At 67.5% G+C, this 23,094-nt stretch carries 20 protein-coding genes; 2 read left to right on the top strand and 18 right to left on the bottom strand.

Annotation, left to right across the window (positions count from 1 at the left end; genetic code table 11):
- Nucleotides 1–283: 283 nt before the first annotated feature.
- Nucleotides 284–838 carry a DUF427 domain-containing protein gene (locus tag QRN67_RS16880; protein ID WP_285412767.1) on the top strand — a complete coding sequence of 185 codons (555 nt, stop codon included), beginning with the start codon at nt 284–286 and terminating at the stop codon, nt 836–838.
- A 350-nt stretch (nt 839–1,188) separates the two neighbouring features.
- Here QRN67_RS16880 and QRN67_RS16875 read toward each other — a convergent pair whose 3' ends face one another.
- From QRN67_RS16875 to QRN67_RS16855, 5 genes are all read right to left on the bottom strand, one after another.
- A complete protein-coding gene (locus QRN67_RS16875; protein WP_285412765.1) occupies nt 1,189–2,298 on the bottom strand; it encodes a M14 family metallopeptidase in 1,110 nt (369 codons plus the stop codon).
- 28 nt (nt 2,299–2,326) lie between these two features.
- On the bottom strand, nt 2,327–3,631 hold the full coding sequence (locus tag QRN67_RS16870) for an MFS transporter (RefSeq protein WP_285412764.1): 1,305 nt from the start codon (nt 3,629–3,631) through the stop codon (nt 2,327–2,329).
- Nucleotides 3,632–3,654: 23 nt separating this feature from the next.
- The gene (locus QRN67_RS16865; protein WP_285412762.1) at nt 3,655–4,098 is read right to left on the bottom strand and encodes a Rid family hydrolase; all 444 of its coding nucleotides are present in this window, start codon (nt 4,096–4,098) and stop codon (nt 3,655–3,657) included.
- Between the two features lie 125 nt (nt 4,099–4,223).
- On the bottom strand, nt 4,224–4,562 hold the full coding sequence (locus QRN67_RS16860; protein ID WP_285412760.1) for a YciI family protein: 339 nt from the start codon (nt 4,560–4,562) through the stop codon (nt 4,224–4,226).
- Nucleotides 4,563–4,577: 15 nt separating this feature from the next.
- Nucleotides 4,578–8,087, bottom strand: coding sequence for an indolepyruvate ferredoxin oxidoreductase family protein (locus QRN67_RS16855; protein WP_285412758.1), 3,510 nt, complete (start codon nt 8,085–8,087; stop codon nt 4,578–4,580).
- Nucleotides 8,088–8,205: 118 nt separating this feature from the next.
- Here QRN67_RS16855 and QRN67_RS16850 point away from each other — a divergent pair, with 118 nt between their 5' ends.
- Nucleotides 8,206–8,700 (top strand): Lrp/AsnC family transcriptional regulator, encoded by a 495-nt coding sequence (locus QRN67_RS16850; RefSeq protein ID WP_106938030.1) that lies wholly within the window; start codon nt 8,206–8,208, stop codon nt 8,698–8,700.
- A gap of 9 nt (nt 8,701–8,709) precedes the next feature.
- Here the strand turns inward: QRN67_RS16850 and QRN67_RS16845 are convergent, their stop codons facing one another.
- The 13 genes from QRN67_RS16845 to QRN67_RS16785 form a co-directional block, all read right to left on the bottom strand.
- A complete protein-coding gene (locus tag QRN67_RS16845) occupies nt 8,710–10,119 on the bottom strand; it encodes an FAD-binding oxidoreductase (protein ID WP_285412756.1) in 1,410 nt (469 codons plus the stop codon).
- 11 nt (nt 10,120–10,130) lie between these two features.
- The gene (locus QRN67_RS16840) at nt 10,131–10,895 is read right to left on the bottom strand and encodes an ABC transporter ATP-binding protein (protein ID WP_106938028.1); all 765 of its coding nucleotides are present in this window, start codon (nt 10,893–10,895) and stop codon (nt 10,131–10,133) included.
- Nucleotides 10,892–12,679 carry a branched-chain amino acid ABC transporter ATP-binding protein/permease gene (locus tag QRN67_RS16835; protein ID WP_285412755.1) on the bottom strand — a complete coding sequence of 596 codons (1,788 nt, stop codon included), beginning with the start codon at nt 12,677–12,679 and terminating at the stop codon, nt 10,892–10,894. Before QRN67_RS16835 ends, QRN67_RS16840 begins: the two co-directional genes overlap by 4 nt.
- Complete coding sequence (locus tag QRN67_RS16830; RefSeq protein WP_285412753.1) at nt 12,676–13,713, bottom strand: branched-chain amino acid ABC transporter permease; 1,038 nt, start codon at nt 13,711–13,713, stop codon at nt 12,676–12,678. Before QRN67_RS16830 ends, QRN67_RS16835 begins: the two co-directional genes overlap by 4 nt.
- Nucleotides 13,714–13,735: 22 nt before the next feature.
- Nucleotides 13,736–14,902 (bottom strand): ABC transporter substrate-binding protein, encoded by a 1,167-nt coding sequence (locus tag QRN67_RS16825; RefSeq protein ID WP_106938025.1) that lies wholly within the window; start codon nt 14,900–14,902, stop codon nt 13,736–13,738.
- Nucleotides 14,903–14,950: 48 nt separating this feature from the next.
- A complete protein-coding gene (locus QRN67_RS16820) occupies nt 14,951–15,964 on the bottom strand; it encodes a 2Fe-2S iron-sulfur cluster binding domain-containing protein (RefSeq protein ID WP_285412752.1) in 1,014 nt (337 codons plus the stop codon).
- Between the two features lie 20 nt (nt 15,965–15,984).
- Nucleotides 15,985–17,082 carry a hypothetical protein gene (locus QRN67_RS16815; RefSeq protein ID WP_285412751.1) on the bottom strand — a complete coding sequence of 366 codons (1,098 nt, stop codon included), beginning with the start codon at nt 17,080–17,082 and terminating at the stop codon, nt 15,985–15,987.
- Between the two features lie 139 nt (nt 17,083–17,221).
- Complete coding sequence (locus QRN67_RS16810) at nt 17,222–18,583, bottom strand: phenylacetate--CoA ligase family protein (RefSeq protein ID WP_285412750.1); 1,362 nt, start codon at nt 18,581–18,583, stop codon at nt 17,222–17,224.
- Nucleotides 18,584–18,617: 34 nt separating this feature from the next.
- On the bottom strand, nt 18,618–20,270 hold the full coding sequence (gene paaN / locus QRN67_RS16805; protein ID WP_285412748.1) for a phenylacetic acid degradation protein PaaN: 1,653 nt from the start codon (nt 20,268–20,270) through the stop codon (nt 18,618–18,620).
- A 7-nt stretch (nt 20,271–20,277) separates the two neighbouring features.
- Nucleotides 20,278–21,432: an acetyl-CoA acetyltransferase gene (locus QRN67_RS16800; protein WP_285412770.1), complete on the bottom strand. Its 1,155-nt coding sequence runs from the start codon at nt 21,430–21,432 to the stop codon at nt 20,278–20,280.
- Nucleotides 21,432–21,809 carry a Zn-ribbon domain-containing OB-fold protein gene (locus QRN67_RS16795; protein ID WP_285412746.1) on the bottom strand — a complete coding sequence of 126 codons (378 nt, stop codon included), beginning with the start codon at nt 21,807–21,809 and terminating at the stop codon, nt 21,432–21,434. Before QRN67_RS16795 ends, QRN67_RS16800 begins: the two co-directional genes overlap by 1 nt.
- 9 nt (nt 21,810–21,818) lie before the next feature.
- Nucleotides 21,819–22,601 carry an enoyl-CoA hydratase/isomerase family protein gene (locus QRN67_RS16790; protein WP_285412744.1) on the bottom strand — a complete coding sequence of 261 codons (783 nt, stop codon included), beginning with the start codon at nt 22,599–22,601 and terminating at the stop codon, nt 21,819–21,821.
- A complete protein-coding gene (locus tag QRN67_RS16785; protein ID WP_234383149.1) occupies nt 22,598–23,080 on the bottom strand; it encodes a MaoC/PaaZ C-terminal domain-containing protein in 483 nt (160 codons plus the stop codon). The genes QRN67_RS16790 and QRN67_RS16785 overlap by 4 nt, the downstream gene beginning before the upstream one ends.
- Between the last annotated feature and the right edge of the window lie 14 nt (nt 23,081–23,094).

The raw sequence follows: 23,094 nt of genomic DNA, 5'->3' as shown, positions 1-23,094 counted from the left end.
CATACACCTGCTGAAATGTTCAGCGAATGCGTTGCATCGACCGGTTGAATCCGCCACCCAGTGCAGTCATACGGCTCGGGGAAGCACATGTCAGCTTTGCAGCGGCAGAGCCACCGCGCACCCCTGACTAGCAGGCATCCGGCCAAGCGCTGAAGGAGAATGTTCCGGCCGCAGGTGCACATCATCGGCATCACGGTCTCTGCCGAAAGCTCATTGTTGCGAACCGCCCTGGTTCTCGGCATTCGCCCGGCACTTGGCATCGTCGTGTATCTTCCAGCCCATCATGAGCAGCGATTCCAACTGGCTTGATAGCGCCCGCGCGCAGTGGCTTTGGCGAGGGCAGAAGCGCCCCCCGTTCGCCGATGTCCCTGCGCCGGGGCAGGTTTCGGTTTGGGATTTCCCGAGGCCGCCAGAGCTTGTACGCGAAGCCCGTGAGATCGTCGTGCTCTGGGGCAATCTCGAGGTAGCGCGCACCCGCGCCGCCTGGGCAGTCCGCGAAACGGCCCACCCCCCTACCTTCTACCTGCCGCTGGCCGACGTACGGCCTGGACTGTTGCAGCCCGCCGGCAATGGCTCGTTCTGTGAGTGGAAGGGACCGGCGCGCTATTGGAATCTGGTCGACGGCGCGCGCCGCTTGGACCAGGTCGCCTGGAGCTACCCCCATCCCTTGTCTGGTGCCGAGCCGCTGGCCGGCTGTGTAGCCTTCTATGCCCACGATCTTGACTGCCGTGTCGGCGGATCGAAGGCCCAGCCACAGGCGGGCCCCTTCTATGGGGGCTGGATCACCCCTGATCTGGTCGGCCCCTTCAAAGGCGAACCCGGTAGCGAAGGTTGGTAGCCAGTCGCATCTTCAGCATCCGGGCATGCACCTCGCTCGCAATGACGCCGAAATTCATCGGCCCCTCTGCCGACGTGCGGCCCACCCTGCGGCGCGGATTGAACGAGCGGAACGGATCCTGGAATACCATTTGCACACGCTTGCAACAGCTGTGCGCATCTGCGCTGCTCATTTCTCGATTCATCCGCTGTCGGGATGAGTGGGCTGGTCGTCACGCCGGAGCAATTCACTGCGCTTCAACATCGAGACGGCGCTTCGCCGTCGGATAACCAAGCATATGGTCCAGCGCAGCAACTCACCTTCGATGTCAGCCCCAGCGAAGCCAGTCCCGTTGGAGCTGCGTAGCAACGTTAAGTCGCGCGCAAGCCCAACAGCGTCTGCAGAAGCACCACGCGCGTCTGGCCCAGCACCATGCCCTTCCACTCGTCGTTGTCACAGTAAAAAGCATCGCGCAACTGCTGGCGAATCTCTCTTCGCTGCGACTCGGGCGCCTCGCCATGACGGCGCAGCCACGTGTCGGCGCTCAGACGAAACAGCATCTCGTGGTCGGGAATGGTGCCGAACTCGAGGCCCATCAGTGCGATCCGTGCTTGCGGGCATTCGTCGTAGGCGGCCGAGACAACCGGCCCCGACACATGCGCGGACACGGAGTCCTGACTGAACAGCGCGAAAACGTCGGCACCCCACCAAGCTCGAGCGAGCGCGAGATCTTTGGGCGTATTGCGGCCCGGGTACACCTTCTCGCCATGTCCATAAGGGCCCAGCCCCGTGTGCACGTCGATCCAACCCAGGTGAGTGGCCGAGGCCGCGTACTTGCGCAGGATGGCGCGGATGGTCTTGTTGCTCCACGTCGGTTCGGTGCCACCGTAGAACAGACCGTCGGGCGAGCCGTACTGGCCTTTTGTGATGGCGGTCCGGAAGGCGCGCATGCCATGCTTTTCGATGTAAGCATCCGCGGCCGCTTGGTCGGCTGGCGTCGGCGGCCAACTCGCGGGCAGCGCCAGCGGCTCGACATTGGCGTACTCGGCATTCACCGGCAGCGGAGCGCTAAAGTCAATGTGGTTGCGGTTGAGGTCGATGTTGTCCTCGTTGGTGCGGTGCAGATGCGAGAAGCCGTACGGGTTGACGCCATGCACCAGAAGCAGCGCCACGCCGGCCTGCTGCAGGCGCGAGAGCAGATCCTCGTCATGCAGGGTTGCGACCTGCGCGCCCGAGCCGCAGAAGCCTTCGGGCCCGTGTGTGCCCGAGGTCACGAGCAGCAGCTTCTTCGCATCGACGGCGCCGAGCAACGCGACGTCGGTCGCGAGTTCCTCGCCGAGCGCGCCCCGGTGGCCCTTGTTGACGAAGGACTCGATCAAAGCGCCGCGGCCGCTCGCGGCCTCGAGGAACTTGGCGCGGGCCTCGGCGTACGTGCCCGAGAAATGCCGCGTAACGGCGCTGCTGTGGGTGGAGGTTGTCATTGAAAGCTTCGAAGTAGAGGCGAGCGTTTCAGGCGTGCGAACCCGCCGCGTCGATGTCGCGGCCTGTATGGTCGCGCAACCAGATCAAGCCCAGCAACGAGACCGCGGTCATCGCGACCAGGTACCAGGCTGGCGCGAGCTTGCTGCCGGTGGCATTGAGCAGCCAGGTGCTGATGAAGGGCGCGAAGCCGCCGAACAGCGCGACGCCCACGCTGTATACCAGTGACATGCCACTGGCGCGCACCGCCTTCGGGAACATCTCGGGCAGCATTGTGATGCTCGGCGCGGTCTGACCCACCAATCCCAAACTCAGTACGCCGAGCACCACGAACAGCACCACGGGCGTGGGCGAGGCATTGAGCCAGAAAAAGCCAGGGTAGATCAGCAGCACGAGGAAGAGGCGACTCCAGAAGATCAGCGGCTTGCGCCCCACGCGGTCAGACAATGCACCGACCAGCGGCGAAGCCAGAAACAGGATCAGCCCTGTGATCGCCGCGCCGAACAGCGCGACCGATGGGGCGAGCCCCAGCTCGCGCACCGCGTAGGTCGGCATGTAGAAGGTGATCACGTAGGCAGCCGTGGTGCCGCCTACCATGGTGAGGATGGCCGCAAGTACTGTGCCGCCATGCTGCGTGCACACGATCCGCAAGCTGCTTTCGCGCGGCTTCGCGCCTTGATCGGGCGTGATTTCCAGCGACTCGTGGAGGTGGCGGCGGATGTAGATGCCCACCGGCGCGATCAGCATGCCGATGAAGAAGGGCACGCGCCAGCCCCAACTTTCCATGGATTGCGGCGACAGCGTGAAGGTCAGCGTGCCCACCACGACCGCACCGAGCATCACGCCCAGGCCCTGACTCGCGAACTGCCAGCTCGCCATGTAGCCACGGTTCTGCGGCGTGGCATGTTCTACCAGCAGCGTGGTGGACGCACCGACTTCGCCACCGGCCGAGAAGCCCTGGATCAACCGCGCCAGCACGACCAGCACCGGCGCCGCGACGCCGATGGTGGCGTAGGTGGGCGTGAATGCGATCACCGCGCAGCCAAGCGCCATCAAGAAGATGGTCAGGGTCATGGCCTTCTTGCGGCCCGCGCGGTCGGCGTAGGCACCAATCACAATGCCACCCAGTGGCCGCATGATGAAGCCGACGCCAAAGGTCGCTACCGTGAGCAGCAGTTGGCCGTAGCCGCTGAAGGTTGGAAAGAACAGCTTGCCGATTACCAGTGCGAGAAAACCATAGACGGTGAAGTCGAAGATCTCGAGGCCGTTGCCAATGGTCGTGGCGACGATGGTCTGTCGCCGGCTGATGGCGGTGTGCGCGGGGGTGGGGTTCATGAGCGTCGAGGTAGGCAAGAATGTCAGTGGGCACCGGTCGCAGCGATCACCGCCACCTCGACCAGGAGCGTGGGCAGCGCGAGCAGCGCGCCAACGGTCGCGGGCGCCGGTGCGCACGCCGGCGGGAGCCAGCCGGTCCACACACGGTTCATCTCGGGAAAGTCGTCGATCTCGGCGAGCCAGATGGTGGCGTTCAGCAGTCTCGACTTGTCCGACCCCGCCTGCGCCAGCAGCGCGTCGATGCGCCGCAGGACGCGTGCCATTTGTTCGCCCACGGTCACCTCCAGCGCCGCGAAATCGAGGTTTGCGCCCGTTCCCATCACGGAAGGAATGCCGAAGCTGCTGCCGAGCGCGCTCGACTCAGAGCCCGCGCCACCGTCAATGAAATCGAACACCGTGCGCGGCAGCGCGCGTCGTGGCAGTTCGCGAAAGTCGTCAATGCATTGCGCGTCTAGATAGTGGGACATGTTCGATAACATATTGAGCCGTCTAGACGGCATATTTATAGACACCCTCGGCGTCAAAAAGCACTCTTCCTGGGACGACATGGCCGAGGACTTTGTGCGCGGGCCCCCGTGGGTGCCGCGCTTGCTCAGTCCGCGGCCGCGACGCAGCGCGATGCATCGCGCCGCAGTTCCGCCAGGAAGCCCCGTCGCGGTTCGGGCAGGTAGCCCGTGAAGAGCGTCCGCTGCACTTCGGCGAAGAGCTCGGCTCGCGCATAGGGCTCGCCGGCCAGGAAGTCGTCAGCCTGCCCAGGGTCGTCGGTGGCCAGCAGCAGGTACATACCGACCAGCTCCCCGTCGACCAGCGACGGGCCGCCGTGCAGCACGCGCCCCTGGTTAGCGATCATGTAGTCGAGGTGGGCTGCACGGATCGGCAGGCGGTCCTGCGCGCCACCGGGGCGGTAACGGCAATCGAGGGCGATGGGCATGGCGGCGTTCCTCGATCAGGCAGTCTTCAGCGCGGGCGACTGCACGGCAGGCGGCGGTGCGTCGTGCGCAGCCAGCAGCGTGGCCAGATTGCGTCGGTACTCAGAGATGGCGCGCGCCTTCACATGCCCGTAGCCACGGATTTTCTCGGGCAGCGCGGCAACCGCCACCGCGCTTCCGATGCGCTCGTTGGTCAGTCCGTCAAGCAGGCGCTCGACGAGCCCTTCGTATTCGACCAGCAGCGCGCGTTCCTCGCGCCGCTCGGCCAGCCAGCCGAAGGGATCAATCGGCGTGCCGCGCAGGCCGCGCATCGCCGCGAGCCCGCGGAACACCGGCAACATCCAGGCGCCAAAGCTGCGCTTGAGCACCTTGCCGTCAGCGCCGCGTTTCTCGAAGATCGGCGGCGCCAAGTGGAATTGCAGTTTGAAGTTGCCCTCGAATTGACTGCGCAGGTTCTGAAGGAACTCGGGCCGCGCATGCAGCCGCGCGACCTCGTACTCGTCTTTGTAGGCCATCAGCTTGAACAGCGAACGTGCCACCGCGTCCGCCAGCCGCGGCCGCCGAGCTCCAGGTGCGATGCCTCGCTCAGCGGCCTCCACGCGGCGCACGGTATCGAGGTAGCGACGCGCATAGCGCGCGTTTTGATAGTCGGTGAGGAAGCGCACGCGTTCCTCAAGCAGCTTCTCGAAAGACTGTGGCAGGTTCAGTGTGACGACGCTGCGCCGGTCACCCATCAGGGTCTGGCGCCATTGCGGATCGGCGGCGGTGAGGCGGCCAGCCGCGAAGGCACGCTTGTTGGCTGCCACGGCCACGCCGTTGAGCTCGATCGCGCGCATCAGCGCCGCCAGGCTCACCGGCACGCCGCCCTGCTGCCAGGCATGGCCGAGCATCAGCATGTTGGCGCCGATGGCGTCGCCCAGCAGCGCCTTGGCGGTGGCGTTCGCGTCGATGCGCTCGACCTGCGCGACACCCGCGGCGGCCTCGATCTTCGCCAGCAGCGCGTCCTCGCGGTAGGGCAGGTCGGGCTGGCGCGTGAACTCGGCCAGGGTCTGCAGATGCGTGTTGACCACCACGCGCGTGCGGCCCTCGCCGATCACGCCCAGCACGTCGGGCAGTACACCCACCACCAAGTCGGCGGCGATCAGGGTGCGCGCGGTGCCCGGCAGCAGGCGCACCGCATGCAGGCGATCGGGCGTGTCGGCCAGGCGCACGTGGCTCACGACCGAGCCGCCTTTCTGCGCGAGCGCGGTGAAGTCGAGCACCGAGACGCCCTTGCCCTCGAGGTGCGCAGCCATCGCGATCAGCGCGCCGAGCGTGATGACGCCGGTACCGCCGACGCCCGCGATCATCAGGTCGAAGGGGTGCGCGAGCGAAGGCAGCGCAGGCAGCGCAAGCGCTGCAGCCAGCGCCTCGGGATCCTGCGCGGGCGCCGCCACCGTGCCCTTGCGCAAGCTGCCGCCGAGCACGCTCACGAAGCTGGGGCAGAAGCCTTCAGCACACGAAAAGTCCTTGTTGCAGCTCGACTGGTCGATCTGGCGTTTGCGGCCGAACGAGGTCTCCAGCGGCGCGACCGACAGGCAGTTCGACTGCGTGCCGCAGTCGCCGCAGCCTTCGCAGACCTCGGGGTTGATAAGTACCCGCCGCGCCGGATCGGGATAGCTCTTGCGCTTGCGACGGCGGCGCTTCTCGGCCGCGCAGGTCTGGTCGTAGACAAGAACCGTGACGCCGGAGATCTCGCGCAACTCGCGCTGCACCATGTCGAGCTCGCGGCGATGCCGCACCTGCACGCCCGCGGCCAAGGTCACGCCCTGGTAGCGCTGTGGCTCGTCGGTCACGACGACCACCTTGCGCGCGCCCTCGCTTGCGACCTGGGTGCATATCTGCGGCACGCTGGTCTGGCCGTCGACGGGTTGGCCGCCGGTCATGGCCACCGCGTCGTTGAACAGGATCTTGTAGGTGATGTTGGCGCCGCCTGCGACCGCCTGACGGATGGCGAGGTAGCCCGAGTGGAAGTAGGTGCCCTCCCCCATGTTCTGGAAGACGTGCGGCACGCGCGTGAAGGCGCCGCGCCCGAGCCAGTCGGCGCCCTCGCCGCCCATCTGCGTGAGGCCGCCCGTGTCGCGGTCCATCCAGCTCGCCATGTAGTGGCAGCCCACGCCGGCTTGTGCCTGGCTGCCCTCAGGCACCTTGGTCGAGCTGTTGTGCGGGCAGCCCGAGCAGAAGTACGGTAGCCGCCGCATGCCGTCGGCCTCGTTCGACAGCGCTGCGCGCGGGGCGAAACGCGCGGTGTCGATGCGCGCAGCCAGCGGATGCCCGATGGCGCGCAGCCACGTCAGCAGCGCGGCAGCGATGCTCGCTGGCGAGAGCTGGCCGGTCCAGGCCAGCAGCGGATGGCCTTCAAGGTCCTGCTTGCCACAGACCGTGGGCCGGCGCGCGCGGTTGAACACGCGGTCCTTGAGTTGCTGTTCGACCACCGATGCCTTCTCCTCGATCACCAGCACATGAGACAACCCCTCGCAGAAGCGGTCGGCGCCCTCGTTATCGAGCGGGAACACCAGGCCGGGCTTGTAAAGCCGCAGCCCGAGCGCCGGCAGGTCGTCGGCGCCGAAGCCGCAGCGCTGCAGCACTTCCATCAGGTCGTGGAAGGACTTGCCGACCGCCACGATGCCGGTCGTGGCCTCGGGCGCGGCCACCACCAGGCGGTCGAGCGGGTTGCCGCGCGCAAAAGCGCTGAAGGCTTCGAGCTTGGCGGCCAGCCGTATTTCGACGGCCGCCGTGAGGAAGTCGCTCGTGCGGTATTCGAGCGCTGAGGTATCGGCCAATTCGGAGGGCTCGGGCAATGCGAACGCCGCATCGATAGAAGCATCGACCGAGCGCGCGCTCTCGACCGTCTCCGAGATCGCCTTGAACGCGACCCAGGTGCTGGCATGGCGCGACGCGGCCCAGCCCCAGAGGCCGAAGGCTTCGTACTCGTCGACCGAGGCCGGATGCACGATCGGAATTCCCCAGCCCATCAGCGACAGGTCGCTGGCGTTCGGGATCGACGAAGACGTGGCGGCATGGTCGTCGCCCACCACCATCAGCACGCCGCCGCGGCGTGACGTGCCGGCCGCGTTGCCGTGGCGGATCGCATCGCCCGCGCGGTCCACGCCCGGCCCCTTGCCGTACCACATGGCGAACACGCCGTCGACCTCGCGCTCGGGGTCCAGGCCAACCTGCTGCGTGCCCATCACCGCAGTGGCGGCAAGGTCCTCGTTGATGGCCGGCAGAAAGCGGATGCCGTGTTCGGCCAGATCTGACTTGGCTCGCCACAACTCAGTGTCAACGCCCGCGAGCGGGGAGCCACGGTATCCGCTCACATAGCCGGCGGTGTTCCAGCCGCGGGCCTTGTCCTCTTGCTGCTGGCGGAACAACAGCCGCACCAGTGCTTGCGTGCCGGTAAGGAACACGCGGCCTGCGCGCGCGGTGCGGTTGTCTTCGAGCCGGTAGCCTGTCTCCAGCGCGAGCGCTGCTTCTTGTGTCTGCATGGTGTGGATCCGTCCATCGGGGGAAGATCAAATATTAATCCGTCTGGACAGCATATATAATTGCGATCCGTGCGGTGTTGGTGACAACCCGGCATGTTTCATTCCGGAGATTGCCACCATGGGAAAGACTGATTCGACGCCGCTGTCCGACGCACCCACTCGCCGCATCCTCGACCTGCTCCAGGCCGACGGCCGCATGACGGTGCAGGCACTGGCCGACGAGGTGGGCCTGTCTTCAGCGCCCTGCTGGCGCCGGCTTCGCGACCTCGAGGACAGCGGGATCATCCGCCGCTTCGTCGCACTGGTCGATCGCAACAAGGTCGGCCTGCATGGCTGCATGTTCACGCAGATCAGCCTGGAGCGGCATTCGGAAACGGTGGTGGCGGCCTTCGAGCGCGCGGTCCAGGCCACGCCCGAAATCCTCGAGTGCTGGGTCACCACCGGCGACAGCGACTACATCCTCAAGATCGTGGTACCCGACGCGCTGGCCTTCGACCGCTTCCTTCACCGCTTCATGCTGAAGCTCGAGGGCATCCGGCAGATCAAGACCTCGGTCGCGCTGCGCGAGGTCAAGAACGACACACGGCTCGACCTGACGCGGGTATCGTTCTGACGGAGCGGTTCACACGCTGGGTTGCCGCAGCACCTTACCCGGGTTCATCACTCCGCGTGGATCGAGCGCCTGCTTGATCGCCGCCATCACGCGCATCGAGGCGCCGCGCTCGAGTTCGAGGAAGTCGAGCTTGCCGTAGCCAATGCCGTGCTCGCCGGTGCAGGTGCCGCCCATCGCGATGGCGCGGCGCATCAAGCGCGCGTTCAGCGTCTCGGCACGCGCCATCTCGTCGACATCGGCGGGGTCGACCACCACGCACAGGTGGAAGTTGCCGTCGCCCACGTGACCGCACATGGGGGCGGTGAGCCCCAGTTCTTCGACGTCGGCGCGCGCTGCCAGCACCGCTTCGCTCAAGCGCGAGATCGGCACGCAGGCATCGGTGGGCATGCCCTGGCAGCCGGGGCGCAGTGCTAGCGCTGCCCACCACACGTCGTGGCGTGCCTGCCAGAGGCGGCTGCGCTCCTCGGGCGTGTCGGACCACGCGAAGCCAACGCCGCCATTCTCGCCTGCGAGTTCCTCGGCCACGCGCACCTGCTGTGCCACGCTTTCGGGCGCACCGTGGAATTCGAGGAACAGCGTGGGCATGACCGGCAGCCCGAGTTTCGCGTAGCGGTTGCAGGCCTCGATCTGCTGCGCATCGAGGAACTCGATGCGCCCCACCGGCACACCGGTCTGCATGATCGCAGTGACCGCGTCGATGGCCGCGCGCAAATGAGGAAAAGCGCAACGCGCGGCCGCGATCTGCTCGGGCAGCGGATGCAATCGCAGGCCCACCTCGGTGACGATGCCTAGCGTGCCCTCCGCGCCGGTGAACAGGTGCGTGAGGTCGTAACCCGCGGCCGACTTCCGGGCGCGCCCCCCGGTGCGCACCACCTCTCCATCGGGCAGCACCACCTCGAGCGACATCACGCTCTCGCGCATGGTCCCGTAGCGGACGGCGTTGGTGCCCGAGGCGCGCGTCGACACCATGCCTCCGATCGAGGCATCGGCGCCGGGGTCAATCGGGAAATGCAGACCGCTGCCGTGCAGCGCCGCGTTGAGCTGCTTGCGCGTCACGCCGGCTTGCACGCGGCAGTCGAAGTCAGCCTCGTGGATCTCGAGCACGGCATTCATGCGCGAAAGGTCGATGCAGATGCCACCGTGCAGCGCCGCGACGCCGCCTTCGCACGAGGTTCCGGTGCCGAAGGGGATCATCGGCACCGAGGCCGCGTGGCAAAGCCGCGCGACCGTGGCCACTTCCTCAGTCGATTCGGCGAACACCACCGCGTCTGGGGCATGCAGCGGATGGAAGGACACGTCCTTGCCGTGCTGGTCGCGCACCGCCTGGCCGGTCGTGCAGCGATCGCCAAAACATTCGCGCAATTGCCGAATCACCGCGGCTACTGGGCGCTCGTGCAGCGCAAGGGATTTCTCATTCATGCGTATGTCCTTCAGGCCGCCAGCACGACGGGCGGTATCAATTCGATGGGGGCCGACGCCGCTGCGGCGCGCCCCAAGTAGCTGTCGGCGACTCGCGCATCGCGCGCGACATCGGTGGCCGGCCCCTGCAGGCTCACGCGGCCCATCTCGAGCACGTAAGCATGGTCGGCCACCTCGAAGGCGGCGCGCGCGTTCTGCTCGACCAGCAAAATCGCCACGCCCTGCGCCTGGAGCCGCCGCACGGTCGCGAAGATGTCACGCACCACCAGCGGCGCGAGCCCCAGGCTCGGCTCGTCGAGCAGGAGAATGCGCGGGCGCGCCATCAACGCACGGCCCAAAGCGAGCATCTGCCGTTCGCCGCCTGAGAGCGTGTGCGCCAGCTGGGCATGCCGCTCGCCCAGGCGCGGGAACAGCGCGTACACGCGCTCCATCTCGGCGGCGATGGCACGCCGCCCCGCGCGGCGCCAGCAGAAGGCGCCGAGCTCAAGGTTGTCGGCCACGCTCATGGTCCCGAAAAGGTCACGCTGCTCGGGCACCAGTGAAAGGCCCATCGCCACGCGGCGCTCGGGCGAGACGAAGCGCAGGTCGGTGCCGTCAAGCCGGACTTCGCCGCTCATCGGCAGCCGACCCATGAGCGCGGCCAGCAGCGTGGACTTGCCTGCGCCATTGGGTCCGACCACGGTGACGATGCCCGAGGGCGGCACCGCCACGTCGACTTCGTGCAGCGCCGGGATGCGGCCATGGAACGCGCACAGGGCGCGGGCTTCCAGCGTCATGCCGCACTCCCCAAGTAGGCTTGCTGCACGCGCGGGTCGTCGCGCACTGCCTGCGCCTCGCCCTCTGCAATCTTTTGGCCGAACTGCATCACGACCAGTCGGTCGGCGATGTCCATGATGAATTCCATGTCGTGATCCACGATGAGCACGGTCACCCCCTCGCCGCGCAGCTGCTTGAGCAGCACGGCCAAGTTCCTTTTCTCCTGGTGCCGCAGGCCAGCAGCGGGCTCGTCGAGCAGCAGCAGCTGAGGGCGGGCGCACAGGGCGCGCGCGATCTCCAGAATGCGCTGCTTGCCCAGCGGCAGGCTGGCGGCAGGCGCGTCCGCGAGGTCCTCGAGGCCGCAGCGCCTCAGCTGAGCCAGCGCCATGGCCTGGATCTCGGCCTCCTCACGACGGTCCAGCCGAAGCATCGCGCGCAGCCAGCCGTCTCGCCCGAGCAGATGGCAGCCGAGCGCCGCGTTGTCTCGCACGCTCATATCGGCCACCAGCTTCACATGCTGGAAGGTGCGCGCCACGCCACGCGCGGCCACGCGGCGCGCGCCGAGCGCATCAATGCGCTGGCCGCGCAGCGTGATCGCGCCGGCGCTGGCGGGCAAGAGGCCGGTGATCAGGTTGAACAGCGTGCTCTTGCCCGCGCCGTTGGGACCCAGCAACGCAACGATCTCCCGGTCGCGCACCTCGAAGGAGACGCGGTTGACCGCGACCAGCCCACCGAAGCGCTTCTCGGCCTCGTCGACGCACAGAAGCACCTCACCTGCCGTGGCGGGCGCGCGCTGCGCTGGCATTTGCAGCACGGCCGGTTCGCCGCTCGCCACGGGCCGCGGTGCCGCCGCGGGCGCGGCGCGCGTCCAGCGCGCCAGCAGTGGCCACAGTCCCGCATTGGCGCGCGCGAGGATCAGCAGCATCAGCACGCCGAACACCGCCATTTCGAAGTTGCCCGAGCGGCCGAGCAGTGCCGGCAGCACATCCTGGAGCACCTGCTTGAGCACCACCACGACGCCAGCGCCTACCAGCGCACCCCACAGCGCACCCACGCCGCCCATCACGGCCATGAACAGGTATTCGATGCTCATCTGCAACCCGAAGGGCGTGGGGTTGAGGAAGCGCTGCATGTAGACGTAGAGCCAGCCCGCCATGCCGGCCAAGCCCGCGGCGGTGCAGAACACCGCGACCTTGAGCCGGAACGCATGCGCACCAAACGCCTCGGGCAGGTCGGCACCGGCGCGCAGCGCACGCACGGCGCGCCCCAACCGAGAGTCGAGCAGGTTGCGCACCAGCCAGAAGGCGAGCGCGAAGCCCAGCGCGATCAGGCAGAACATCGACCGCTCGGAGGCGAAGTCGAGACCGAAGAGGGTCAGCGCGGGAATGCCCGACAGGCCGTTGAAGCCGCCCAGCGGCTCGACAATGCCCAGCCCGTAGTAGACGACCACGCCCCATGCCAGCGTGGCCAGCGACAGGTAGTGGCCGCCCATCGAGAGCGTCAATGCGCCGATCCCTGCGGCCGCGAGCGTTGCGAGCGCGACCCCGGCCAGCAGCGTGGCCCAGCCGGGCACGCCGTGTGCCACCGCGAGGTAGCCGGCCGCGTAGGCGCCGATGCCGACGAAGGCCGCCTGCCCGAAGGAGATCAGCCCGGCGAAACCGGTCATCAAGGTGAGCCCGAGCGCCACCGTGGCGTAGAGCAGCACGAAGCTCGCAAGCGTGACGTAGTAGCTTGAGGCGAACAGCACGACGCCAGAAATGGCCGCCACGGCGAAGGCCGCGAGCACCCAGGAACGAAACGTCATGAAGCCTCCTGCGAATGCGGGTCGGCCAGCGACCGCCACAGCAGCAGCGGCACGATCAATGCGAACACGATGATCTCCTTGGCAGCGCTCGCACCGTAAGACGAGAAGGCCTCGAGCAGGCCCACTACGAGCGAGCCTCCAGCGGCAAGGACGTAGCCCGAGAGGCCGCCGACAATCGCACCTACAAAGCCCTTGAGCGCAAGCAGGAACCCCGAGTCGTAGTAGATGGTTGTGAAGGGGCCGATCAGCACGCCCGAGACGGCGCCGATGAAGGCGGCGATGGTCAGCGCCAACTCGCCCGAGTGGTCAGGCGAAATACCAACCAGCCGCGCGCCATCGCGGCACACGGCGGTGGCGCGCAGCGCCTTGCCGCTCAGCGTGTGGCCGAAGAAAGCGAAGAAAACGGCCACGAGCACGGCACTCGCCATCACCACAGCCAGCGTCTGGGGCGCCACCGGCAGTCCCGCGAGCAGGCCGGCCGGCAGTTCAAAGCCCGGCAGCCGCGAGCCCTCGGGCCCGAACACGTACAGGCCCAGCGCCACCAGCACGAAGTGCAGCGCGATCGCCGCCACCAGCAGCACCAGCGGCGTGGCATTGCCCATCGGCCGGAACACCGTGCGGTAGATCAGCGGCCCCATCGCCGTGACCAGCGCCACCGCCGCGGCCGTCTGCATCCAGGCCGGAGAGCGCGCGTCGACGCCGAACCACGCGAAGGCGCAGGCCGCCATCGGCAGCGCGCCGAGCAGCGCGATCCGGGCACCGAGCCCCGCGAGATTGCGCTGCCGCACACGCCCGGCGGTTTCCATGCCGCAGGCCAACAGAGCCACCGCCGCGACCGGCACCGCCAGTCCCGGCGCATGGCCCTGCTGGAACGCCGCAATGGTCAGCACGCTGCAACTGACGAATTCGCCCTGCGGGACGAACACGATGCGCGTGACGGTGAAGACCATCACGAGCGCCAGCGCCAGCAGCACGTAGACCGCGCCACTCGCAAGGCCGTCCTGCACCAGCAGGCCGAAGATCTGCATATCCATGATCTTTCGTGTCCGGCGTGCGTCAGGGGATGTACTTCCAGCTGCCCTTCTCGATGCGCACCATCACCCGGCTGCGCTGGTCCAGGCCGATGTGGTCCTTGGGCCCGAGGCTGTAGACGCCGTTGGTGGCATGCAGGTCCTGCGTGGCCTCTATCGCGTCGCGCAGCGCCTTGCGGAATTCGGGCGTGCCGGGCTTGGCGCCCTTGAGCGCGCGCGGCGCCGCGTCCTGCAGGATCAGCGCCGCATCCCAGAGGTAGGCGGCGAAGGTGGAACGTTGGCCCGCGTTCGGCAGCGCCTCATACTTTCGGATGAATTCGAGCGAGGGCTTTTTCGCCGGATGGCTGTCAGGCAGTTGCTCGGCCACCAGCACGGGGCCAGCCGGCACGAAGGTGCCCTCGAGCTTGGCGCCTCCCACGCGCAGGAAGTCGTTGTTCGCCACGCCATGCGTCTGGTAGACCTTGCCGCGGTAGCCGCGGTCGAACAGCGTGGCCTGCGGCAGCACCGCCGGCGTGCCCGAGGCCGCGATGAACACCGCATCGGGCTGCGAGGCCAGCAGCTTGAGTACCTGCCCGGTAACCGAAGCATCGGTGCGCGTGTAGCGCTCGTTGGCCACCACCTCGATCTTGCGCAGCTCCGCGAGCTTGTTGAACTCACGCCACCAACCTTCGCCGTAAGCATCGTTGAAGCCAATGAAAGCCACGCGCTTCACGCCGTTGTCGGCCATGTGCTTGATGATCGCAGTCGCCATGTGAGTGTCGCTCTGCGGCGTCTTGAAGGCCCAGCGCCTGCGTTCGTCCACCGGCTCGACGATGGCGCCCGAGCCCGCGAGGCTGATCATCGGCGTACCGCTTTCCACCAGGACGTCGAGCACGGCCAGCGAGTTGGGCGTGAGGCTCGGCCCGATCAGCAGGTCAATTGCCGACTCGGAGATCAGCTTGCGCACGTTCTTGACCGTGGTCGAGGTGTCGGACGCGTCGTCGAGCAGGATGTAGTTGATCTTCTCACTACCCGCACTGGCGGGCAGCACCGACACCGTGCGCTGCTGGGTCACGCCGACCGAGGCGGCGGGCCCGGTGGCCGAGACCACCACGCCCACATTGATGTCGGCCCGCGCGCCCGTGAGCGCCGCGAAGCACAGTGACGCGCCGAAGGCGGCAGCCCGGAAATGGGCCTTTGCAATCTCAATCATCGTTGTCTCCTTTTATATGTCTGTCGTGCCGGGAAGAAATCGGAAAAGCTAGGTCTGCGCCACCGGCGTGAAGCTGTCGGCTGAGATCGCCTCGCTCCCCATGCCTAGCGCGATGCAGGTGTCGGAGCAGGCCGCGACGAAGCCCGGCGAGCCGCCGATCACCGCGCGAGCGCCGGCCAGCGACTCGTGGTTCTCGCGCAGCCACGAGGGCGCGTACTGCTGCTTCGTGGAGAAGCGGCTGCGTGCCTCGGTCACCAGCAGCGCATAGCGGAAGTTCGGATGCGCGTGCGCCAGCCCCGCGAGGCGGTCCAGCAGCATCAATTCGGTGTCGTCGCGAACCGAGAACAGCAGCGTCATCGGGCTCGTGTCACCTTGCCCGAGCGCATCCTCCATGATCGAGAGCACGGGTGCCAGGCCGGTGCCACCCGCGAGCCCGAGCACCGGGCCCTCACCCTCGGGCAATCGGCAGGTACCGTACGGCCCGGTCACACCGATGATGTCGCCGAGCTGCAGCAGGTCGTGGACGTGGCCGCTGGCCGCTCCGCCCGGATGGCGCGCCACCAGCAGCTCTATCAGGCCATCGCTTGAGGGCACGGTCGCGAGGCTGTAGCGTCGGTGCGGCGAGAGTCCCGGCAGCGCGAGCTCCACATAGGTGCCGGCCTGCGCTTCGAAACGCGCCGGCTCGCACGCCTGCAACACCAGCCGCCGCACGCGCGGCGTGAGCGGTGTGTTGCATAGCACGCGCGCCTCAAAGCTCTGCACGGCCGAGCCCTCGCCGCCCGGGATCGGCTGCACCGTGCTCAGATGCACCTCGGCGCTCAACGGCCGCGACTGGCACATCAGGCAAAAGCCGTCGGCAATCTCCTGGTCGGAGATCGCGAGGCCCAGCGACCAGCCGTTGTCGACTGTGCCCTGCGTGACACGCGCCTTGCACATGCCGCAGGAAGCGCCCCGACACTGGTGCGGCAGGATCACGCCCTGCGACAGCGCGGCGTCCAGGATGATCTCGCCCTCGGGCACACCGAAGCGCAGGGCCTCGTTGACGACGATCGTTCTGCTCATGTTCATGAATTTCATTCGGCCTAGAAGATCGGGATCACCTTCTCGGGATCGAACACCACTTCCTTGCCCTCGATGCCGACTTCGGGCAGCGCGGGGAATTCGATGCCGTAGGGATCGAGGTTGGCCTTCATCCGCAGTACGGCCGTTTTCCAATTGGCCTTGCGCTCGTCGAGCGTGAGGATGCCCAAGCCGGCGCTGCGCGCGACCTCGTCGATATGACGCTGCGCGGGGATGAAGGTGGGCGGCAGCTTCCAGAACTGCTCGGGCGGCTCATACAGAATGCCTGAGAGGAACACGAAACCTGCGCGCAGCTGGATGCTGATCATCTGCTTGTCGTCTTCGGTGAGCACCGGCAGCAGTTTCTGCAGCACCGCGAGGCAGATGCCCAGGTGGCGTCCCTCGTCCTGCCCGATGCGCTTGAATGCTTCCTTGAAAACCGGGATAGTGGTGCGCTGGTACATCCCGTGGAACAGCGTGCTCGAGGCCACCTCGCCGAACAGGAAAGAGGTGAACAGAATCGCGAGTGGGTACTTGTCGACGCCGTTCTTGAAGCCGGTCCAGTAGCGCGAGCCGTTGTAGTAGAGCCACTCGATGTTGTTGCGCGCCAGATGCCCGAGCGGCGTCTCGGGGACATAGCCGAGCGGGCCGCCGGGTGTGAGGCGCTTGATGGCGCGCCCGCAGACTTCCTCGTGGTTCATCTCGTCGCGCACGACCGAGAAGAAGCACTTGCGCACGGGGTCCTCTTCCTTGCTCTCGTAGGTGTGGATCATGGCGCGCGCAAACACCGAGGGCCCCGAGCCGTCGAACACGGCGAGTAGCGAGAACCAGTAGGCCATGGCGTAGCGCTGGTCGAGGCTGTAGTCCTCCGCGCGCAGCGTGTCCCAGGCCAGCGTGTGCGGCGACCAGCCCGGATCGCGCGCGGCGTCGTAGATGTCGTAGAGCTTGGGTGTCTGCACGTGCCACTCGAGGGGAAAGATGTTCGCCCCGTCGATGCCGGGCGCGGTCTCGATCTCGGCGAGCAGCGTCTGCGGATCGGGCATGGCGAGCACCTGTTCGGGCGGCGGGATCAGCGCGCGCGCGAGCGCGGCGGTGTCCTGGGAAGCGGGGGACGGGTTCATCGGGAATCTCTCCTTGTCATGTGTTCAGTTTTCAGGGGTTGTTCATTGATTCGCCTTCCAGACGGCTTATCAATTGAAAAAAAAGGACGTGTCCGCAAAGACATCCGCGCGGGTGGTCCGCATGGTTGTGTGCGGTGCGTCATGCCAGATTGGCTTCTGCGGCGCTGCGCCTCAGCACGCGCGTGGCCTTGGCTTCGTAGCGCGGCAGTGCGCCCTCGTCGTGGCAACGCACTTCGCACGTGAGGCCCAGCCGGGCCTTGAGCCGAGCGCGCACCTCGCGCGCCAGTTCGTCGCCCGCGCAGGCAGCGCCAGGCACGCGCTCCACGGCCACTTCCATGTGGTCGAGCACGCTGCGCTCGCTGTCTATGTAGATCTGCCAGGCGTCCTTGGCCAAGCCCTCGACTCCGGCGATCACGTCCTCTATCTGCGAAGGATAGACCAGCACGCCGCGCACCTTGAGCATGTCGTCCGAGCGGCCAATGATGCGGCCTATGCGCGCATAGGCATGGCGGCCGCAAGCGCAACGGTAGGGCTGGGCGGAGCGGCGAACCAGGTCGCGCGTGCGCCAGCGCAGCACCGGGGAGGCCTCTTTGTCGAGGGTGGTGAAGACGATCTCGCCAACCTCGCCCGGCGCCACTGGGCGCAGGGTCTGCGGATCGAGGATCTCGCTGAGCACGCTGTCGTCATTGACCAGATGCATCTCGTCGTCACCGTGCGAATGCGCGCAGGAGACGCCGAGCACCGGCCCGCCGGCCTCCGTGGTGCCGTAGATGTTGTGCGCCAGAAAACCCTCGGGCATCAACGCCTCCATTTCGCTGCGGAAGGTGGCTGACACCGACTGGCCGCCGAACAGCCCCACGCGCAGTGACCAGTCGCGGCGCGGATCGATGCCGGCCTTGTGCGCCTGCTGGATCAACGTCATCAGCCATAGCGGCGACATGGTCGTGACCGTGTGGCGGTGGTCGCGCAGCCACTGGACCATCAGTTCGCCACGGCCGGGGCCGACAGGAAAGTTGACCGCGCCATAGGCCTTGAGCGCCTCGTCCATCGAGCTGCCGCCGATCCACAGCCCGTAGCCATAGCCCTGGTAGACGCGGTCACCCGCGCGAACGCCTACCGTGCGGTAAATACGTGCAAGCTGGCGCACCAGCGTGTCTTCCCAGTCCTTGCGCGTGAAGCCGAACAGCACCGGCAGGCCCGTGGTTCCCGAGGTCGCGCAGAAGCGCACCACCTGCTCGAGTGGCACCGTGAGCAGCGGATACGGATAGAGCTCACGCAGGTGGCTCTTCTCGAGCAACGGCAGCGCCTGCAGCGCGGCACGGTCCTTCAGGTCGAGTGGGGAGGCACCGGCGGCCGCTAAATGCGCCCGCCACTGCGGCGAGTCGGCGAGCCGGCGGCCAAGCGCGGCGAGCTTGGCGTCTTGGCGCGACTGCAGTTCGTCGAGCGACAGGAAATCGTCGGCGGCATCGGCTGCGGCCTTCGCATTGCGGGATTCGGTCATGGGCGTCTCCTTGGTTCTTGGCAGTGGCCGCGCCTCAGGCGGCGAGGTAGCGGCGCGTCTGCAGCACGCGGAAGCGCGGGAGCACGAAGGCCGTGTCGCACAGCGCCGCATTGCCGGCCGCGTTGTGGCCGCTCACGTGCAGGTCGCTGAAGGCCGCGGACTGGTTCACGAGCACCGGGCCGGTCATGTCGAGCGTGAGGTGCACGCCAGCGTCGGCGGCCGCGTGCTTCACGCGGCGCACGAAGGCCTCGTCGCGCGAGTACACCGACCAGGTGATCGCACCGCGCAAGCGCGTGACCTCGTGCGCATGCCGCAGCGCTGCGTCCGCGTCCTCGGTCACGATCAGCAGGCTGATCGGGCCGAAGTGCTCGCGCGCGATGGTGTCGAGGGCTTCGGGCGGCACTGTGTACAGGGCCGGCGTGCGCAGCACCGCATCGGGCATCTCGGGATGCGCGAGCCGGCGCGAGACGAACGCCGGCTCGCCGATCGACGTGGCTTCGACGGCGCGCGCCTCGGTGGCATCACTTTGGATCGCGCCCAGCAATTCGACGGCGCGTACCGGATCGGCGACCAGCTTGCCCACGGTTGCGGCGAGGTCGGCCTTGAAATCCTCGACCGTCTTCGCCATGCCGTCCTGCAGTCGGATGCCCGTGCGCGGCAGGTACAGGCTCTGAGGCGTGGTGCACATCTGGGCGCTGTAAAGGCTCAGCGTGAGCGCAAGGTTGCGTACCAGGCCCGGGTAGTCGCCGGTGCTCTCGATCAGCACCGCATTGACGCCGGCCTTCTCGGTGAAGACATGGGCCTGGCGCGCGTGAGTCTCGAGCCACTCGCCAAATTCGGGACCGCCCGTGAAGTCGATCAGCTTCACGCGCGCATCGAGCGCAAGCGCCTTGGTCTTGGGCGCAACGCGCGTGTCGACCAGCAGTTGCACCACATCGGCGTCGAGACCCAGGCGCGCGAGCACGGTGCGCGCCGTATCAACGCACAGCGCAAGCGGCAGCACGGCTGTGGGATGCGGCTTCACGATCACCGGGTTTCCCGTGACCAGGCTTGCGAACAGGCCCGGATAGGAATTCCAGGTCGGGAAGGTAGCGCAGCCGATCACGGCTGCGATGCCGCGCGGCAGGATCTCGAAAGTCTTCTCCACGCGCAGCGGCCGGCGCGCATCGGGCTTCTCCCAGAGCACGCGCGCCGGATAGGCGCCCATCTCGCGCACGGCGATGGCCACGGCCTCGAGCGCGCGGTCCAGCGCATGCGCCGTGCCGGCCTGGAAGGCCATCGCGAACGGCTGGCCGCAGGCATGCGTGCAGGCGAAAGCCATCTCGAAAGCGCGCTGCTGCAGCGCCTCGAGGATCTCGAGCGCCACCGCGGCGCGCTCGGCCGGGTCGAGCGCGGCCCATGCCGGCGCCACGGCTTCGGCGCGTGCGAGCACGGCGTCTACCGGCTCGTCGGCGTAGGCCGTGTCGAACGGCGCGCCGAAGGCGCTGCGTTCCTCGCCGCGGATCGCGCCATCGCGCTGCATCCAGCGCGCGCGCACAACCGCCTCGCCGGCTTCTCGCGAGCCATCGGCATAGACGGGATGCGCCGGATCCTCGGGATAAGCGCTGTGGTAGCCGCGGCGGGCCACGGCGGCGACGGCATCGGCCAGGCGGCCGGCGTGTTTCTGTTGGAGGGCTTGGAGTTTCATGGTGGGTTCAGAGCGTGGCGGCGGTGCCGAAGATTGCAGTGCATTGGCTCGACATGTAGCCGCCCGGCGCGTGGGCCAGCGCGAGTTCGGCGCCGGCCACCTGGCGCGCACCGGCATCGCCGCGCAACTGCACCACGGACTCGATCGCGGTGTAGATGCCGAACATGCCTGGATGACCGAGTGAGAGCCCACCGCCGTTGGTGTTCATCGGGAAATCGCCGCCTGGCGAGGTGCGACCGCCGTCGAGGAAGGCACCGCCCTCTCCCTTGGCGCAAAAGCCCGCGTCCTCGGCGAAGACGATCGGCATGATCGTGAAGGCGTCGTAGAACTGCACCACGTCGATGTCCTTCGGCCCGAAGCCGGCCTGTGCATAGGCCGTGGCCGAGGATGTTGCGGCTGCGGTGCGCACCAGGTCCGGCATCTGCGCGATGCTGCGGTGCGTGGCGGCCTCGCCCACGCCGAGCAGATATACCGGCTCGCGTCGAAGCTGTGCGGCGCGATCGGCCGAGACCACGACCAGCGCGCCGCCGCCGTCGGTCACGAGGCAGCAATCGCGCACGGTGAAGGGATGCGCCACCGGCCGCGCCGCGATCACATCCTCGATGCACAGCGGCCCCGGATCTGGCGCGTCGGTGTCCAGCCGCGCCCAGTCGCGCGCGCTCACCGCCACCTGCGCGAGCTGTTCGCGCGTGGTGCCGAATTCATGCATGTGGCGCTGCGCGACCATCGCGTAGGCCGCGAGCGGGCCCGGGTAGCCATAGGGCACTTCGTAGGGGTTGGGTTCGGAATGGGTCGCAAACTGTCCGCCCGCGGACTTCTGCGTGCTGCCATAGGCGATCAACGCGACCGAGCAGAGTCCGGCCGCGATCGCGGCTCGCGCGTGATTCAAGTGAGCGAGGAAGGCACCGCCGCCGACCTGGGTTGAGTCGGTGTAGCGTGGGCGCAGGCCCAGGTACTCGCACAAGCTGAGCGTGGGCATGAAGAGCTGCAGCCCGGCCGCGAACACGCCATCGACATCGGCCAGCGAGAGCCCCGCGTCGTCGAGCGCGCGCACCGAGGCCAACGCCATCGCGTCGAGAGGCGATGAAAGTACCGGCATCGTCGCGAAGCCGGTGCTGCCGATGCCAGCGATTGCGGTCGCGCCGCGCAGGTTCGTTGCCATCATGCGAGCGCTCCGAAGACCACGCGGTGCACATCGTTCCAGAGCTCGATGCGCGCGGCCACGCGCAGCCCGATGCGCAGTGCGCCGGGGGACGCATCGACCACCGTGGCCATCATGCGGAATCCCTCGTCGAGATCGACCAGCGCGATGTTGAACGAGCCGTCGCGCCGCTGCACCTCGGTGCACGCATGGACCGTACCCTTGCCACGGCTGGTGCGCCATTCGAGATCGCCGGGTCGTCCACCCGGTCCCACGGCCTGCGGCGGAAAGACCGCGCGACCCGCGCCGTGGTCGAACTGGTAGACCAGCCGGCCTTCGGCCAGCGCGGCAAGGAAGTGGGCGCGCGGCGAACGCGCTGTATCAGGAGCGGGGGTCATAGCCATCGCCTAGCGTCCGATGAAGCGCGGCTTGCGCTTTTGCTGGAAGGCGCCGATGCCTTCGATGCCATCGGGTCCTGCCAGCGCCTCGGTTTGCGCGATCGCCTCGAGCTCGAGCGTCTCTTCGAAAGAAAGCACGCGCGACAGGATTCGCTTCGACGCAACAAAGGCGGCAGTTGGACCACCCGCGATCTCGCGCGCCATCTGCAGCGCGATCTCGTCCAGCGCTTCGGCCGCCACGCTTCGGTTGACGAGCCCCATCGCTGCGGCTTCACGCCCCGAGATCAGCCGCCCCAGGAATATCAGCTCGGCTGCACGATGCTGCCCGACGCGTTCGCGCAGGTGATGATGACCGCCCGAGTCGAGCACCGCGCCGATGTTGCGGAACGGGCTGCCTAGCAGCGCATCGTCGGCAACGAGCGCGATGTCGCAGGCCAGCGCCAGCCCGAAGCCGAAGCCCAGCGCCGGGCCCTGCACCGCTGCGATCGTCGGCACCGGGCAGTCACGCACGGCGGCAAGGACCGGGTTGATCCGCTCGCGCAGGATCGCGAGCGTGTCGTCGGTCTCGGGATGCGTGTCCTTGAGGTCGCGTCCGGCGCAGAAGGCATGGCGTGTGCCGCGCACCAGCACCGCGCGCGCACCAGCGGACACCGCTTCGCCGATTGCGTCGGCGATCGCCGTCATCTCGTCGAGACGCAGGCTGTTCTTCGCAGCGGGTCGGTCGATCGCGACGACTGCGAGCGGCAGTTCCAGCGTCAGGCGCACCGCTTCGGTAGAGATCCCGCCGCTCATCGCGCAGCTCCCTGGAAAGCCATCAGGATGCGCAGTTCGCTGGCCATCAGCAGCAGCCCGTTTTGGTTGTGAACGTTCCACTGCAGCCGCAGCACCCCGTCGGTGGCGGGGCGCTTCACCGTCTTCTCGAGCACTGCGGCCTCGAGATGAATGGTGTCGCCGATGAACGCCGGCGCCGTGAATCGCAGCGCGTCGCTGCCGTAGTTCGCGACGATCGCCGGCGCAGCGGGCGGAATGCCGAGGCCGGCCGCGTAGGCCAGCAACATCAGGCCGGGCGCGATGCGTTGGCCAAAGCGCGTGCGCGCCGCATGGTGCGCGTCGGTGTGCAGCACGTACCAGTCCCCGGTCAGCGCGCACCACTGAAGTATGTCGGCCTCTGTGAGAGTGCGTCCGCGCGAACGGAAGCTAGCGCCCTCCTCGATCTGGTCGAAGTACTGCTCGAGAAATGCGCAGGTACTGGTGATGTCGGTCGTTTGCAATTTCTTTATCCTTC

This window comes from Variovorax sp. efr-133-TYG-130 (assembly GCF_030208835.1).
In the GTDB taxonomy this organism is placed as follows: domain Bacteria; phylum Pseudomonadota; class Gammaproteobacteria; order Burkholderiales; family Burkholderiaceae_C; genus Variovorax.
Note: the sequence above shows the minus strand (reverse complement) of the source record. Positions and strands in the feature narration are given on the sequence as shown.

What these genes read in the sequence shown, in the direction of transcription:
- QRN67_RS16825 (WP_106938025.1), bottom strand. Translation starts at nt 14,902, where the DNA reads ATGATTGAGATTGCAAAGGCCCATTTCCGGGCTGCCGCCTTCGGCGCG.
- QRN67_RS16860 (WP_285412760.1), bottom strand. Translation starts at nt 4,562, where the DNA reads ATGCCCATCGCCCTCGATTGCCGTTACCGCCCCGGTGGCGCGCAGGAC.
- QRN67_RS16815 (WP_285412751.1), bottom strand. Translation starts at nt 17,082, where the DNA reads ATGAACCCGTCCCCCGCTTCCCAGGACACCGCCGCGCTCGCGCGCGCG.
- QRN67_RS16795 (WP_285412746.1), bottom strand. Translation starts at nt 21,809, where the DNA reads ATGACCCCCGCTCCTGATACAGCGCGTTCGCCGCGCGCCCACTTCCTT.
- QRN67_RS16865 (WP_285412762.1), bottom strand. Translation starts at nt 4,098, where the DNA reads ATGTCCCACTATCTAGACGCGCAATGCATTGACGACTTTCGCGAACTG.
- QRN67_RS16875 (WP_285412765.1), bottom strand. Translation starts at nt 2,298, where the DNA reads ATGACAACCTCCACCCACAGCAGCGCCGTTACGCGGCATTTCTCGGGC.
- paaN (WP_285412748.1), bottom strand. Translation starts at nt 20,270, where the DNA reads ATGAAACTCCAAGCCCTCCAACAGAAACACGCCGGCCGCCTGGCCGAT.
- QRN67_RS16840 (WP_106938028.1), bottom strand. Translation starts at nt 10,895, where the DNA reads ATGACGCTGGAAGCCCGCGCCCTGTGCGCGTTCCATGGCCGCATCCCG.
- QRN67_RS16855 (WP_285412758.1), bottom strand. Translation starts at nt 8,087, where the DNA reads ATGCAGACACAAGAAGCAGCGCTCGCGCTGGAGACAGGCTACCGGCTC.
- QRN67_RS16845 (WP_285412756.1), bottom strand. Translation starts at nt 10,119, where the DNA reads ATGAATGAGAAATCCCTTGCGCTGCACGAGCGCCCAGTAGCCGCGGTG.
- QRN67_RS16820 (WP_285412752.1), bottom strand. Translation starts at nt 15,964, where the DNA reads ATGAGCAGAACGATCGTCGTCAACGAGGCCCTGCGCTTCGGTGTGCCC.
- QRN67_RS16830 (WP_285412753.1), bottom strand. Translation starts at nt 13,713, where the DNA reads ATGGATATGCAGATCTTCGGCCTGCTGGTGCAGGACGGCCTTGCGAGT.
- QRN67_RS16790 (WP_285412744.1), bottom strand. Translation starts at nt 22,601, where the DNA reads ATGAGCGGCGGGATCTCTACCGAAGCGGTGCGCCTGACGCTGGAACTG.
- QRN67_RS16870 (WP_285412764.1), bottom strand. Translation starts at nt 3,631, where the DNA reads ATGAACCCCACCCCCGCGCACACCGCCATCAGCCGGCGACAGACCATC.
- QRN67_RS16880 (WP_285412767.1), top strand. Translation starts at nt 284, where the DNA reads ATGAGCAGCGATTCCAACTGGCTTGATAGCGCCCGCGCGCAGTGGCTT.
- QRN67_RS16800 (WP_285412770.1), bottom strand. Translation starts at nt 21,432, where the DNA reads ATGGCAACGAACCTGCGCGGCGCGACCGCAATCGCTGGCATCGGCAGC.
- QRN67_RS16810 (WP_285412750.1), bottom strand. Translation starts at nt 18,583, where the DNA reads ATGACCGAATCCCGCAATGCGAAGGCCGCAGCCGATGCCGCCGACGAT.
- QRN67_RS16835 (WP_285412755.1), bottom strand. Translation starts at nt 12,679, where the DNA reads ATGACGTTTCGTTCCTGGGTGCTCGCGGCCTTCGCCGTGGCGGCCATT.
- QRN67_RS16850 (WP_106938030.1), top strand. Translation starts at nt 8,206, where the DNA reads ATGGGAAAGACTGATTCGACGCCGCTGTCCGACGCACCCACTCGCCGC.